The following is a 13,492-nucleotide window of genomic DNA, read 5'->3' on the forward strand; positions in this document are numbered from 1 at the left end:
CTCCTTCCGCCGCGCCCGGCACACCCTACTGGAGTCGATGAGGCTTGTCGCCTCGTCCGGCGGGTGTTGCGCAACCAGTGCGCAGGAGTCGTCTTGGCGGGCAAAAGGAGGTGGGATGGGAGGGTGCGCCGCCGCACGATAAGAGGAGACCCACGATGTACTTTGGCGGGGATTACAACCCTGAGCAGTTCCCACGCGATGTGTGGGAGGAAGATATCCGCCTCATGAGAGAGGCACGGGTCACTCTCGTCACCGTCGGCGTCTTCTCCTGGTCGCGGATCCAGCCCGCTGAGGGGACGTTCGATTGGGAATGGCTCGACACCATCCTCGGGATGCTTCACGATGCCGGAATCGGCGTGGACCTCGCCACCGCCACGGCGTCGCCCCCACCGTGGGCCGTCAAGGCGTATCCGGACATCCTGCCGGTCGACGAGCACGGTCGGACGCTCTACCCGAACAGCCGTCAGCATTACGCGCCGACGTCGCCCAGCTATCGCCGGCTCGCCGGCGAACTCGTGGAGGCGATAGCCGAGAGGTACGCGCATCATCCTGCCGTCGTCATGTGGCACGTCAACAACGAGTACGGCTGCCATGTGGCGCAGGACTACTCCGACAACGCCCGCGACGCGTTCCGGCGGTGGCTCGAGGAAAAGTACGTCAACGTCGAGGCTCTCAACCGCGCGTGGGGAACGGCCTTCTGGTCGCAGATCGTCGGAGGATTCGACGAGATCCTGCCTCTGCGCACCGCGCCGTACTCGCGCAACCCGTCGGCGCTGCTCGACTTCAAGCGCTTCAGCAGCGACGCGCTTCTCGACCTCTACGTCATGGAGCGGGACATCCTGCGCAAGCACGGTGTCACCGCGCCGATTACGACGAACTTCATGGGCCCATTCCCGGGAGCGGACTACTGGAGATGGGCCGAGGAGGTCGACATCGTCTCCAATGACGTCTATCCCGACCCGAACGAGCCGTTCGCGTACCGATCTTCCGCCTTCGCTGATGACCTGATGCGCTCCCTTCGTCCTGGGCAGCCGTGGCTCACGATGGAGCAGGCGACCGAGGCGGTGCTGTTCCGGCCGTCCAACGCACCGAAGAGTCCCGGCCAGCTGGCCGCGCAAAGCATTCAGGGTATTGCTCGGGGTTCCGCCGGGGCTCTGTTCTTCCAGTGGAGGCAGTCGCCGCGCGGAGCGGAGCAGTTCCACAGCGCGATGCTCCCGCACGCCGGGACCGCCACCCGGGTCTGGCAGGAGATCACCCGGCTCGGCCGTGACCTCTCCGAGCTGTCGCTGACCGGCGACACCGGCATCGGCGCACGCGTCGCGATCGTCTTCGACTGGCACGCGTGGTGGGCGCTGGAGAGCGCCGACCTGCCGGTTTCGATCGGCTACGACCAGGTGAGCGCGCAGTGGTATGACGCCCTCCACGGCCTGCACATCCCTGTCGACTTCGTGCACCCGGAGAGCGACCTGAGCCGCTACCGGATCGTCATCGCGCCGATGCTGTACCTTCTCACCGAGCGCGGCGCCTCCAACCTGACGTCGTTCGTCGAGAGCGGTGGGCACTTTCTGGTCACCCCGTACACGGACATCGTCGATGAGAACAACGGTTTCCGTGTCGGAGGGTTCCAGACCCTGCTCCGGGACGTCCTCGGCGCAACGAGCGTGGAGTTCGGGGCGCTCGCGCTCCGCGCCGATGATCCGGGCGAAGGCGGGCCCGGGGAGAGCGAAGCGCCAGCGGATGGCGAACCGGGCGAGTTCGTCGGGCGGTATCTGGCCGAGCAGCTGGTGCTCCAGGGTGCCAGGCCGCGCGCAAGGTTCGGTCACGGACGGCGGCGCGGAGAACCGGCGCTCACGTCGAACCGCTTCGGCGACGGCGTCGGCTACTATCTCGCCACGCTTCCCAGCGGCAGCGGCGTCGAGACGATCGCTGCGTGGCTGCTCGCCGAAGCGGGAGTCGACCTCCCGCACGCCGGCCTGCCCGGGACCATCGAGATCGTCGAACGCCAGGACTCGATCGTCGTGCTGAACCACGGAGCCGAGCGTGTCACGACGGCCCTCTCCGGGCGAGACCTGGTGACGGGGGCGACTTTCGACGCGGTGGACCTGCACCCGAACGAGTGGGTCATGCTGGCGCCTCCCGCTCGCTCAGAAGACGCCGATTCGGAACAGACCGAAAGGATTCACGAGCATGCAGAACTCTGACGATGAGACGTCCCCCCGGACACTCGAGTGCGCCGTTCTCGGGGCCGGCCTCATGGGACAGGGAATCATCCGCGTGTTGTCGCGGGCCGGTTACGCCGTGAGATTCTACGATCCGGCTGCGGCGGTTCCGGCGGCAGCCGCGGACGGCCCCGTGGCATGCGCAAGCGTGGCCGATGCCGTGGACGGTGTCGATGTCATCTTCGAGGCGATCTTCGAGGACCTCGATGCGAAGCACGCCTTGTACCGTGAGATCGAGCGGGTCAACAGCGCCGCACCGATCGCCTCGAACACCTCCACCTTCGTCCCCAGCCGGCTCGCGCAAGGCTTGCAGGATGAGACGCGCCTTGTGATCGCTCACTTCTTCAACCCGGCGGATGTCGTGCCCCTGGTCGAGCTCGTCCCCGGCGGTCGGAGCGCGGCGGCCGCGGTCGAGAAGGTGCGCTCCGCGCTGGCCGGCGCCGGCAAATCGGTCGTGGTGCTGGAGCGGGAGTCCACGGGTTTCGTCGCCAATCGCCTTCAGGCGGCGCTCGTCCGGGAGGCGATGAACATCGTGAGTGAGAACATCGCCTCTCCGGAGATCGTCGATCTCGTCATGACGGACTGCCTCGCGCCGCGCTGGGTGGCAGCGGGACCGTTCCTGACGATGGATCGCGGCGGCCTCGATGTGTGGCGCGCGGTGTGCCAGCAGATCTTCCCCACCCTCGACGACAGCGAGCGGCCCGTCCTCCTCGAGGAGAGCGTCGCACGCGGTGACCTCGGAGTGAAGACGGGCCGTGGCTTCTACCCCCACGGAGCGGAGGACCGCGAACGTGGTGATCGGGCCGTCGCCGAGGCGTTCGCGGCGCGAGAGGCGATTCGTCTCGTTACTTGAGACCCGACGTCGCAACGCCTTGCAGGATCTGGCGCTGGAAGACGATGAAGGCGACGATGGGCGGCAGCACATAGAGCAGTACTGCGGCGAGAGTCGGACCGGTGAGAACCGCATTGCCCTGCGTGTTCAGCACTCCGGTCGCAAGCCGGACAGACAGCGTCTGGGCCGGTTCGCTGTAAAGCAGGATGCTCTGCACCAGGACCTCGCCCCAGATGTAGGTGATGGCGAGGATCGTCACCGTCGCGATGGCTGTCCGGGAGTTCGGCAGCACGATCTTCGTGATGATTCCCCAGCGGCCGAGACCGTCGATCATCGCGGCCTCCTCCAGCTCCTGGGGGAACGAGTCGAAGAATTGGCGGAAGAGGAAGATGTAGAACGCGTTCCCGGCAATCCCCCAGAGCAGCCAAGGGACCACGGTGTTGGTCAGGCCGAGGCGGGAGTAGAGCACGAACAACGGAATGATGTACACGAAGATTGGAACGAGCATCGTGGCGACGATGATGGCGAAAAGTGCCCTGGATCCGCGCGCCTTCAGGCGGGCGAACGCATAGCCGGCGAAGAAGCTGGACGCCACTACGGGCACCGTGTAGACCACGGCGATCACGACCGAGTTCCACGCGTACCGGAGGACGTCCATCCGTGCGAACGCGACCACGAAGTTGTCGACGGACCCCAAGCCGGAGCCGGCTGATGCGTCGCGCGAGAAGCTGATCCCCGCGAGCACGGCGATGGGCGCCAGAAGGACGATGGCGATCACGACGAGGGGCACGATCAAGGGACGCCTCCGTGCGCCCGGCGTGTATCGGGCGCGGCCGATTCGGATTCCGCTCATCAGACGTTCCCGCTTTCGCTGTAGACCCAGAAGCGTCGCGTGGCGAACAGCAGCAGGGTGACGATGACGGACCCCGCGAAGGTGATCCAGAGAAGCGCGGATGCGTAGCCGAAGCGTTGGTCGGTGAACATCTGCTGGTACGTGTACACGGGAAGCAGCACGTTGTCGTTCGGCACGTTGGCTGGAGAGAGCGGCGACGACGTCGCCAGCAGGATGGGCTCGACCACCACGCCGAGCGCGTAGATCAGTGCCAGCAGGATCTGGAAGAACGCGACCGGCGAGATGAGCGGGAACACGATGTGCCGGAGCCTCGAAAAGTACCCGGCCCCGTCCACCAATGCAGCCTGTTCGAGCTCGGCCGGGACGTTCTGCAACGCGGCAAGGTACATGACGGTGCCGAGCCCGAGCCCCAGCCACAACGACATGGAGACGAGGGAAGGGGTGGCGAAGTCGGCGAACCAGGCGACTCCCCATTGCGGGTTGATCGCTCGGAGCGCCGAGTTGATCACTCCCGTGTCTTGATTGAACATCGCACGCCAGATGTAGGCGGCGCCCACCACCGGGACGACGCTCGGCAGGTAGTAGAGGGACCGGAACACGCCGCGAACATGGGGCCCTGCGTTGATGAGCAGCGCCAAGGAGAGCGCAATCAGGAAGCTCAGTGGTACGTAGCAGAGGACGAAGACGACGGTGCGCACCGCGGCCTCCGCGACGTTCGGGTCGCTGAACGCCCGAAGATAGTTGTTCACGCCGACGAACCGGGCGAGGTCGGGGCTGATGCCGTTGTAGTTCGTCAGCGAGATGACGAGCCCGACGGCCAGCGGTGCTGCTCCCAGCAGGACGAAACCGGCGAGCCAGGGAAGAGTGAGAAGGCGGAACCACTTCGCGTCGTTGCGGCTCCGGAAATCCGTCCGCCGGGTGGACGGCGGGGTTGCTTCGTGTGGTGAGCGCTCCGCCAGCGGCGCGCGAGTCCTGAGTAGCGTCATGTGATCCATGCCTGTCGTGTGATCTGTGGGGATGGGGGGCGGACACGATGTCCCGTGCCCGCCCCGCTGCCGATCAACCGATCGCGGAGACTCCGTCGGCGATCGTCCCGTTCACGTCGTTCTGAATTTCGCTCGCGAACTGTTTGATGTCGATCTGGCCCTTGATGTACTCCTGCAGGTGTTTGTTGTAGCTGTTGGTGAACGCTCCGTCGTCGTAGTACTGGTTGAAGTGAAGCGACGGCGACACCTTCGCGTCGGAATCGACCACATCGAGGACCTGCTTGTCGACGGCGGTGTCGTGGGGCAGGTACTTGGTGTTCGACTTGAGTGCCGGATAACCCCAGCCTGCCTGTGCTCGCTCGACCGCCTGCGGTCCGGCCAGATACCACTTCAGGAGTTCGAAGGCGGCTTGGGCGTTCTTCGTCTTGGAAGAGATCACCCAGCCGGTGGCGCTGACCGTCGGGTCGATCCGTGAGCTCGGGTCGTTCCAGTACGGCGCGGGCAGCAGGGTGTAGTCGGTTCCCACGGCTGTTTTGCCGGAGTCGATGGACGCATTGAACCAGTATCCGTAGTTGGCCATGGCAACAGTGCCCTTCATGAACTCGTCGCCTCCCCACGTCGCCGACGGATTGAGGGGGCTGTGAGTCGCGCCGTCCTTGGCGAGATCGGCGATGAATTGCAGAGCCTTCACGGCGTGCGGGTTGGAGGCGAGCCGGATCGACTTGTCGTCCTTCGCGTAGAGCGACTCGCCGCTCTCGGCCAGAGCAACTTGGATGGTCCGAGCCGGGCCGAGCAGCTCCCACGAGCCGGTAAGCCCGAATTGCGATGTCGCGCCTCCGGACGAGACGGTGAGCTTCCGGGCGAGGTCGCCGATCTGAGCCCACGACATCGGCACCTTCGGGTCGGGTACGGGTATCCCCGCCTTCTCGAAGAGCTTGTTGTTGACGAAGATCGTGAAGTCGGGAGACCAGTCCTTCGGGGCCCCGTACTGCTTGCCCTTCACGGTGTAGAGACGTGCGGCCGGGTAGGTGGACGAGTCATCCACGCCGGCGACGTGCAGCGCCGTGGTCAGGTCGAGCAACTGCCCCTGAGCGACGAGCGCAGGGATCTGCGGGCCGGTAGGGCGCCAGATGTCGGGCGGATCCCCGGCGGCCTGCAGCGCCTTCAGCTTGACGGGGTCTTCGTCGATCTGTTTGACCGTGACCTTCGGGTACTCCTTGTTGAACTCCGCGATGTTCGCTGGGGTGAGCTCTCCGGGCGGGACCATGACGGTGATGGTGCCGCTCACGCTCTTGGCATCCGCGTTCGGGTCGATCTTCGAACTGGATGCGGATGGAGACGAGCACGCGGACATGACGAGAACTGTGGCACCGATGAGTCCGGCGAGGGCGACCCGGCTTCGCCGCCGCTGACGGGGGGAGTGAGTGGGATGCAGCATCCGATACCTCTCTGTAAGGACGCATTCCGATAAATGGAACAAATTGTCGATTATTGCAACAATTGATCGGATGGTAGCGAGAGGTGGCTGCGAAGACAAGAGGGTTGGCCCAGGCACTTGCGCAACGAGTTTCCCTCGTGGCGCAGACCGTGGTTGCGTCCAACACGATCTGAGCGTCACGCAGGGCGCCGTCCAACTGACTCTCACCGCGACCGCTATCGGGATGGGTGTCGGTCAATTGCTGGTAGGCCCCATGAGCGACGCGTTCGGCCGCCGGCGCCCGCTTCTGATCGCGACAGCGCTTCATGTGCTCTCGAGTATCGCCGTGGCCGCGGCACCGACCGTCGCGGTCGTCACCCTCGCACGCTTCGGCCAGGGTCTAGGCGCCGCCGCGAGCGCCGTGGTCGCCGTGGCGATGGTCCGGGATCTGTTCGGCGGCTACCGCCTTGTGCGGATGCTCGCCCGTATCGGGCTGATCAGCGGCCTCGCCCCGATCATCGCGCCCGTGATCGGCTCTCAACTCCTGCTCGTCGTCTCCTGGCGGGGTGTCTTCGCCGCGCTCGCCGCATATGGGCTCGTCATCCTGGTCGTCTGCGTGCTCGCCGTTCCCGAGACTCTGGCGGCGCGGAACGAGCGGGCACCGGAGAACGCAACGTCGCTATCGCGTCTTCGTGCCGTGCTTCGGGACCGCGTATTCGTCGGTGCGGCCATCACCGGCAGCATGATCTTCGCCACTGTCGTGACGTATCTTTCAACTTCGCCTTTCGTGTTCCAGAGCGACCTGGGGCTGACTCCACAGGAGTTCGGCGCCTTGTTCGCGGTGAATGCTGTCGGTCTGCTGTTCGCCGCGCAGCTCTCTGCCCGTTTGATGCGATTCCTGGAGCCGGCGTGGATGCTCGGCGCTGCTCTCGCCGTGCTACTGGTCTCCGGCTCGGCACTCGTGATCCTCGGCGTCAGCCATGCGGGGTTCCCTGGTATCGCCGCGGCGAGTTTCGTCTTCGTCTCGACCACCGGGTTCGCGAACCCGTGCGTCGGAGTACTCACCCTGAAGGACCACCACGGACGGGCGGGCACCGCCGCCGCGATCACCGGGTTTGCCAACTCGGTGATCGGCGGCCTGATCTCACCGCTGCCCGGGGTGCTCGGCGGAGCAACCGCGCTCTCCTTGGGGGTCGTCGTCTGTGCAGGAGCGGTGGTCGCGCTTCTCGCGCTGTTCCTTGTGCTCCACCCGCGGCGCGTACCGAAACTGGATCGCACCTGATAGGACCCACGAGCGTTGCTCAGGCGGACCCCGTCAGGTGCTGCGGCCCTGGCGCATCGTGACGGGCAGCGTCAGGCGCTCATGGCGGTGCATCGGCCGTGCCTCGTCGAGCACCAGGCGGATCGCCTCCTCGCCCATGCGGTGGCCCGGGACGGTGACGGAGCTGAGCGACACCCAGTCGGAGGGCTGGCAGTCGTGCGCGCCCTCGAGGCCCATCACGCCGACGTCCTCGGGGATGCGGAGCTCCGGCCGCTCGCGGAGCACGCTGAGCGCACCGAGGGCGAGCTCGTCCGTGGCGCCGAGGAACGCGAGCCGCTCACCCGGCGGTGCGCTCCGGAGGATCTCCTCGGCTGCCCGGCGGCCGTCGTCGAACCAGAGGCCGTCGGCGGTGAATTCGATGAGGTCGAGCCCGAGCCGGGACGCTGCGTCGCGGGCGCCGGCGCGCCGGTCGGCGAGCGGCTGGGCGACGTCGTGAGGCGAGACGAAGTAGACGCGGCGGAAGCCGCGCTCGTGCAGGTGCTCGCCGCCGAGCCTCCCGGCCTGCTGGTTGTCGAGGAGTACCGAGCACCAGTCGCCGGGCTGGTCGTAGTTGATCACGACCACCGGGCGGACATGCCCGCGTATGCGGTTGATGCCGGCCGTGGGATCGCTCATGGCGGCGTACAGGATTCCGCTGACCCGCTCCTCGGCGAAGACGTCGAGGTACTGATCCTGCTGATCGTCGGTCGCCAGGGGGTGGAAGGACGTGAACCGGTATACCGCGTTCGCCAGGAGGAGGCTCAGCCCCTCCCGGTTGGAGGCGAGCTGCGCGCCGCGGGCGATCTCGACGAACAGCCGGTTCAGGATGTCGGGCACGATGAGACCAATGCCGTCGTTCCCCTGGCGCTTCAAGTCGCGCGCGGCTGCGTTTCGGATGTAACCGAGCCGGTCGATCGCCGACTGCACTTTCTCCCGCGTCGCGGGCGCGACCACAGAAGGCTGATTCATGTAGTTGGACACGGTCCCGAGCGAGACACCCGCCACTTCGGCGACCTTCTTCATGGTCGGGACCTCAGGCGGCATCGGCGTCACCTCCGCTCCGCACCGAGGAACCTCCAGCTCATCTGGGCGCGATTCAATGGGCCGTGTCCCAACGAATATCACCGTTCGACATCAGGAGTGCTGAGGGATCGGACTTTTGCGCACAACGGACCGAGGCCAGCGTGGACGCAGGATGAGCCAGTCAGCGTCTACATTGATGGCGGCGACCGCCTCGACCCGCGCGGCTGACGACGTGGCAGCGGGAACGCAGGCGCGTTCGGCCGGAGCGCTTCCCTTACTGCAGTGCGGAGGTGAGCCGGGCGACGCCATCCAGGAAGGTGGCCGACTTCGGCTCCCGCTTCCACTCCTCGAGTGTCAGCTGCCTTCCGGCGTCGCGATAGCCCTGCTCGACCGCGCGCATCTGATCGACGAACGACCGGCCGTGCACGAGCAGAGTCACTTCCGAGTTGAGCGCGAACGAGCGGATGTCCATGTTGCTCGACCCGATCACCGCGACGTCGTCGTCGATCGAGAGGTGCTTCGAGTGCAGGATGTACGGCGCCGGGTACAGCCAGATCTGCACGCCCGCGCTCAGGAGCGGCTCGTAGTACGAGCGTTGCGCGTGCCAGACAGCGCCCTGGTCGCCGACCTCGGAGACGAAGAGCTGCACCTCCAGTCCCCGCTGGCAGGCCGTCGTGATCGCGTACATCATGGCCTCGTCCGGTACGAAGTACGGGCTCGTGATGATGACCTTCCGCTGCGCCGAAGTGACAAGCGTCAGGAACTGGCGCAGGTTGTTCTCCTCGCCGTATCCCGGGCCGCTCGGGACCACCTGGCAGACGAGCGCGTCAGGGGAACGGTCGGCGGGCGCATCCACCGCCCTGACTTGTGCATCCGAACCGAGCATTTCGCCGGTCTCGAGGTACCAGTCCGAGAGGAACACGGCGTTGGTCTCGGCGACGATCGGGCCGGTGATCCGCGTCATCAGCTCCTGCCACTGGAGGCCGCGCTTCAGGTTCTTGGGAGTGTTATAACTGCGGTCGATGAGGTTCTGCGACCCCATATGGGCGACGAGGCCGTCGACGACCACCAGCTTGCGGTGATTGCGCAGGTCCGGCCGCTGGTATTCGCCGGAGAACGGGCGCACCGGCAGCATCCAGCTCCACTTCACGCCGATGCGGTCGAGTTCGGCGAACGTCTTGTCACTGTCGACCGCCCGGCGGGAGGCGACGTAGTCGGCGAGGAGGCGCACCGTCACGCCACGCTGCACCGCTCGTTCCATCGCGGCGAAGAACGGCTTGGTGGTCGCATCCCACGACACGATGAAGAACTCGACGTGCACGAACCGGCTCGCGCTCTCGATGTCGGCGGTCATCGCGTCGATCGACGAGCGGTAGTCGCCGATCAGCGTGGCCGCGTTGCCGCCCACCGCGGGAAGGGCGCCGAGCTCGTGGTTCTGCCGAACGAGCGACGCGAACCAGTCTGGCCACGCCCCGGGCCCATCGACGAGCTCGATGCCCTGTGCGCGGTCCGTGATGATCCGGTTCAGCTCGTCCTGCTTCTCCCGTCGCTTCTTCGGCAGGCGCGGATTGCCGATGAGCAGGAACAGCAGGATGCCGACGAACGGGATGAGGAAGATCGCCAACAGCCACGCCATGGCGGCCGTCGGCTTGCGGTCGCGCGGCACGATGATGAGAGCTGCGATGCGGATGGCGAGGTCGGCGAGGATAAGGATGCCGCCGAGCAACGAGAGCTGATCACCGTTCATGCGGCCGCCTTTCTGATCCGCGTCGGCACAGTGGCCGGACGGATGGTCCTCCGAAGTATCGCAGCGGGGGGAGCGGGGCGGGAAGTCAGTAATCGGACGGGTCGAGGATGACGAGTTCGCCGGTCGTGCGGGTCATGGCAACGTAGCGGTCGACCGCCGACTCGATGTCGGCCGCGCGATCGAGCGGGACGCCGCCACGACGTGCACCGGGCTCTGCGAGGAGCCCGAGGTCGAATTCGAGTCCCTCCGCACTGCGAATCGCGCGAGCTATCATGAGCCTGCGGGGGCAGCCCCGGGCGCCCTGAGGCGATCATGACGGAGGACCAGATGGCCTACTTCGAACGACAGACTCCGCTGCCCGATTTCTCGACCGACGCCGTCCATTCCGACAAGGTGCTCGTGCCGGAAAACGTGGTCTCCACCGGCACCCTTCCTGCTGTCGAGCGAGTCCACGAGCTCATCGAAGCCGCCCACGAACGTTACCGCGGCCTGGATGACGGGAAGGTCGCCGACTACATCCCCTCGCTCGGCGAAGCGGACCCGGCCCTCTTCGGCATCAGCGTGTGCAGTGTCGGCGGGCTGACGACCAGTGTGGGCGACTCCGCCCACGCCTTCTCGATCCAATCGATCTCGAAGGTGTTCGTGTTCGCGCTGGTCTGCCACGAACTGGGCCACTCCGAGGTGTCGCGCCGGGTCGGCGTGAACAATACGGGCCTCCCGTTCAACTCGGTCATGGCCCTCGAGTTGAGCGACGGTGACCCACGAAATCCGCTCGTGAATGCCGGCGCGATCACGACGACGAGCCTCGCGCCCGGCTCGACGGCGGCAGAGAAGTGGGACTTCGTACATCGCGGGCTCTCACGCTTCGCCGGGCGACAGCTCGAGATCGACGACGAGGTCTATGCATCGGAGTCGGCCACCAACCAGCGCAATATGGCGATTGCCCGGCTCCTCCAAAGTTATGGACGGATGCAATTCGACCCGATTCAGGCGACCGACGTCTACACGAGACAGTGCTCGCTCCTGGTGACCGCGGAGGATCTTGCCGTCATGGCGGCGACTCTGGCTGATGGAGGTGTCAACCCGATCACCCGCGAGAAGGTGATCGACGCCTCCGTCTGCCGTGACACGCTCGCCGTGATGGCCACGAGCGGACTGTACGAGTTCTCCGGTGACTGGCTGTTCGAGGTGGGCATTCCAGCCAAGAGCGGCGTCTCGGGCGGAATCGTCACGGTCGCACCAGGCAAGGGCGGACTCGGAACCTTCTCCCCGCGGCTCGACCCCGCAGGCAACAGCGTCCGCGGGCAGCGCGCCGCGCGATTCCTCTCCCATTCGCTCGGGCTCGACATCTTCGCGTCGACCCCGGGTGTGTTCTGAACCGTTCATCGCAGCCTGAGATACCGGCTGGCGACGAGCGACCGGAGCCGCGGAGACGGTTCGTGATCTTCCTCGTCTACGTGGTGCTCTCGAGCACGACCCACATGCCACCAGGCTCGGGGCCGTCTGAACTCGTCGCATCCGCCTCGCCGGGAGACCGCGATCTGCCAGTGCGGCTCGCGGGGATGCCTCGCTACATCGTCGCCGACGCGCTCTATTCCGCGGACGTGATCAACCACCACTTCGCCGCCTGATCGCTGCACGTTGTCGGGCGCTTCGACCGGTGACGGGGAGCTCCGCGGGATGCTTCCGTGCCTAGTTGCTACGGGCGACAGCGAGCCTCGACCGTACCTTTACGACCGACGACTGCTCCGGTGTCGGCTGCGGGAGCGCGGCCAACGAGAACTGGTCGACGGCTCCCGGCCGGAACACCAGGCATTCGGTCGACCCGCCGAACTGGAAGTACCCCAGTTCGTCCCCCTTCGCGACGTGCGCGCCGGGGACGATGCCGTCGTCGATCACGCAGGAGGACACCTCCACCATCCCGACCGGGACGACGGCCATGAGGCCGATGGCGGGGTTGTCGGCTTCGATGAGGATGATGGCGCGCGCGGCGACGTGGGCCAGGTACCCCTGGGAGACCTGGGCCTCGACCGCCTCCGCTCCCTCGGAGTCCGCCTCGGAGAAGTAGGTGCCTGGCTGGACGAACGCACGGACGATCGTGCCGGCCACCGGGCTGTGCCAGCGGTGGTAGTTGAGAGCGCTGAGGAAGGCCTGGTAAACGGTGCCGCGGACGAACTCGTCGACCGCTTCGTCGTTCGCGAGCATGTCCTGCAGCGAGTATGGCTGGCTCTTCACCCAGAACTCGCTGCGGCGCTGCACATTCCGGCTGATGCGATACGGGGTGGACTCGCACGCGCTGACGATGACCGCGTCGTCGTCGGGGTCCGCGACCGGGCGGGCGTCGGCTGTCAAGCGGCGGGTGAAGAAGTCGTTCCACGAAGTGAAGCCCCAATGCTCGTCCTCGAGGTCGTGCTGGAAGTCCCCGATTCCGACAGCTTTCTGCGCGGAAGCAGACATCCACCCCTGGGGGGAGTCGTTCAGCACATACAGCGAATCGGAGCTGTCGAGGTAGGCGTGCCAGGCGTCGAGGACCTTCTTCAACATGGCGTTCACCGCGGGGTGCCGGTACGCGGCCATCCCGGAGGTCGTGGCCATCGTCCAATCGAGGATCCCCGCCAACGGGGTGGTGACCATGCCGCCCTCGCTGAACTCGGGCGCGGTCGTGAGGACGTCGTCGATGAGACGCAGCAACTGGTCCACGCTCTCGATGTGCCGTTTGCTGTACTGGCGGCTCTTCGGCACCTCCTCGATCATCCGCGTCATGTACATCCGGACGATCGCGTCCGTCTCGATGAGCTCCTTGAAGTCCTGGATCACGGGGTGGAGCGGCTTGTTCGGATCCCCCAGCCGGTCGAGTCGTCCCTCCAGCCACTCCTCCAGCTCGTCCTGGCCGGCGGGAAGCCAGCCGCCGCGTCGTTTCAGGTCGTTGTTCGTCACGGTGGTCACCATGCGGCAGACGGTACGCGCCGAACACCGCCCTGGCGTGTGCGGAACCCTTCGGAAGCGCACAGGAAGCCGGGTCGTTGCGGGCGCCTCCTTAGCCGGTGGTGGCGTCTTGGAGAGCGGGCGGCCTGCGCTCGTTTAGGGGGCAGAGGGCAGCGGCCCAGCCGACTGG

General features: G+C 66.2%; 12 protein-coding genes. 5 read left to right on the forward strand and 7 right to left on the reverse strand.

Annotation, left to right across the window (positions count from 1 at the left end; genetic code table 11):
- Positions 1-155: 155 nt before the first annotated feature.
- Both ASF88_RS09170 and ASF88_RS09175 read left to right on the forward strand, forming a co-directional pair.
- The gene (locus ASF88_RS09170) at positions 156-2,201 is read left to right on the forward strand and encodes a beta-galactosidase (protein ID WP_082518867.1); all 2,046 of its coding nucleotides are present in this window, start codon (positions 156-158) and stop codon (positions 2,199-2,201) included.
- Positions 2,188-3,072 (forward strand): 3-hydroxyacyl-CoA dehydrogenase family protein, encoded by an 885-nt coding sequence (locus ASF88_RS09175; protein ID WP_055917065.1) that lies wholly within the window; start codon positions 2,188-2,190, stop codon positions 3,070-3,072. The genes ASF88_RS09170 and ASF88_RS09175 overlap by 14 nt, the downstream gene beginning before the upstream one ends.
- On the opposite strand, the gene ASF88_RS09180 is transcribed toward ASF88_RS09175, so the two are convergent.
- The 3 genes from ASF88_RS09180 to ASF88_RS09190 all read right to left on the reverse strand — a co-directional run bounded on the left by ASF88_RS09180 (position 3,065) and on the right by ASF88_RS09190 (position 6,178).
- Complete coding sequence (locus ASF88_RS09180; protein ID WP_082518868.1) at positions 3,065-3,904, reverse strand: carbohydrate ABC transporter permease; 840 nt, start codon at positions 3,902-3,904, stop codon at positions 3,065-3,067. The genes ASF88_RS09175 and ASF88_RS09180 overlap by 8 nt on opposite strands.
- Positions 3,904-4,890, reverse strand: a complete 987-nt coding sequence (locus ASF88_RS09185; RefSeq protein ID WP_055917072.1) for a carbohydrate ABC transporter permease — start codon at positions 4,888-4,890, stop codon at positions 3,904-3,906. The genes ASF88_RS09180 and ASF88_RS09185 overlap by 1 nt, the downstream gene beginning before the upstream one ends.
- Positions 4,891-4,963: 73 nt before the next feature.
- Positions 4,964-6,178, reverse strand: coding sequence for an extracellular solute-binding protein (locus ASF88_RS09190; protein WP_055917075.1), 1,215 nt, complete (start codon positions 6,176-6,178; stop codon positions 4,964-4,966).
- A 220-nt stretch (positions 6,179-6,398) separates the two neighbouring features.
- Between ASF88_RS09190 and ASF88_RS09195 the strand changes: the two genes are divergently transcribed.
- A complete protein-coding gene (locus ASF88_RS09195) occupies positions 6,399-7,589 on the forward strand; it encodes a Bcr/CflA family efflux MFS transporter (RefSeq protein WP_082518871.1) in 1,191 nt (396 codons plus the stop codon).
- 33 nt (positions 7,590-7,622) lie between these two features.
- Here the strand turns inward: ASF88_RS09195 and ASF88_RS09200 are convergent, their stop codons facing one another.
- The 3 genes from ASF88_RS09200 to ASF88_RS09210 form a co-directional block, all read right to left on the reverse strand.
- Positions 7,623-8,651 carry a LacI family DNA-binding transcriptional regulator gene (locus tag ASF88_RS09200; RefSeq protein WP_055917079.1) on the reverse strand — a complete coding sequence of 343 codons (1,029 nt, stop codon included), beginning with the start codon at positions 8,649-8,651 and terminating at the stop codon, positions 7,623-7,625.
- Between the two features lie 253 nt (positions 8,652-8,904).
- On the reverse strand, positions 8,905-10,377 hold the full coding sequence (cls, locus tag ASF88_RS09205) for a cardiolipin synthase (RefSeq protein WP_055917084.1): 1,473 nt from the start codon (positions 10,375-10,377) through the stop codon (positions 8,905-8,907).
- Between the two features lie 85 nt (positions 10,378-10,462).
- On the reverse strand, positions 10,463-10,651 hold the full coding sequence (locus ASF88_RS09210) for a hypothetical protein (RefSeq protein WP_055917087.1): 189 nt from the start codon (positions 10,649-10,651) through the stop codon (positions 10,463-10,465).
- A gap of 38 nt (positions 10,652-10,689) precedes the next feature.
- Between ASF88_RS09210 and glsA the strand changes: the two genes are divergently transcribed.
- Entirely contained in the window at positions 10,690-11,754 is a 1,065-nt protein-coding gene (gene glsA, locus ASF88_RS09215) for a glutaminase A (protein WP_235493375.1), read from the forward strand.
- 62 nt (positions 11,755-11,816) lie between these two features.
- Positions 11,817-12,008: a hypothetical protein gene (locus tag ASF88_RS09220; RefSeq protein WP_055917090.1), complete on the forward strand. Its 192-nt coding sequence runs from the start codon at positions 11,817-11,819 to the stop codon at positions 12,006-12,008.
- 61 nt (positions 12,009-12,069) lie between these two features.
- Here ASF88_RS09220 and ASF88_RS09225 read toward each other — a convergent pair whose 3' ends face one another.
- Positions 12,070-13,326: a phosphatidylserine decarboxylase family protein gene (locus tag ASF88_RS09225; protein WP_055917093.1), complete on the reverse strand. Its 1,257-nt coding sequence runs from the start codon at positions 13,324-13,326 to the stop codon at positions 12,070-12,072.
- Positions 13,327-13,492 lie beyond the last annotated feature (166 nt).

Source organism: Leifsonia sp. Leaf336, from assembly GCF_001423695.1.
Taxonomy (GTDB): domain Bacteria; phylum Actinomycetota; class Actinomycetes; order Actinomycetales; family Microbacteriaceae; genus Leifsonia.

Bases quoted from the DNA above. Each gene is read 5' to 3' on its own strand.
- ASF88_RS09170 (WP_082518867.1), top strand. From the start codon at position 156: ATGTACTTTGGCGGGGATTACAACCCTGAGCAGTTCCCACGCGATGTG.
- ASF88_RS09175 (WP_055917065.1), top strand. From the start codon at position 2,188: ATGCAGAACTCTGACGATGAGACGTCCCCCCGGACACTCGAGTGCGCC.
- ASF88_RS09180 (WP_082518868.1), bottom strand. From the start codon at position 3,904: ATGAGCGGAATCCGAATCGGCCGCGCCCGATACACGCCGGGCGCACGG.
- ASF88_RS09185 (WP_055917072.1), bottom strand. From the start codon at position 4,890: ATGACGCTACTCAGGACTCGCGCGCCGCTGGCGGAGCGCTCACCACAC.
- ASF88_RS09195 (WP_082518871.1), top strand. From the start codon at position 6,399: ATGGTAGCGAGAGGTGGCTGCGAAGACAAGAGGGTTGGCCCAGGCACT.
- ASF88_RS09200 (WP_055917079.1), bottom strand. From the start codon at position 8,651: ATGCCGCCTGAGGTCCCGACCATGAAGAAGGTCGCCGAAGTGGCGGGT.
- cls (WP_055917084.1), bottom strand. From the start codon at position 10,377: ATGAACGGTGATCAGCTCTCGTTGCTCGGCGGCATCCTTATCCTCGCC.
- ASF88_RS09210 (WP_055917087.1), bottom strand. From the start codon at position 10,651: ATGATAGCTCGCGCGATTCGCAGTGCGGAGGGACTCGAATTCGACCTC.
- glsA (WP_235493375.1), top strand. From the start codon at position 10,690: ATGACGGAGGACCAGATGGCCTACTTCGAACGACAGACTCCGCTGCCC.
- ASF88_RS09225 (WP_055917093.1), bottom strand. From the start codon at position 13,326: ATGGTGACCACCGTGACGAACAACGACCTGAAACGACGCGGCGGCTGG.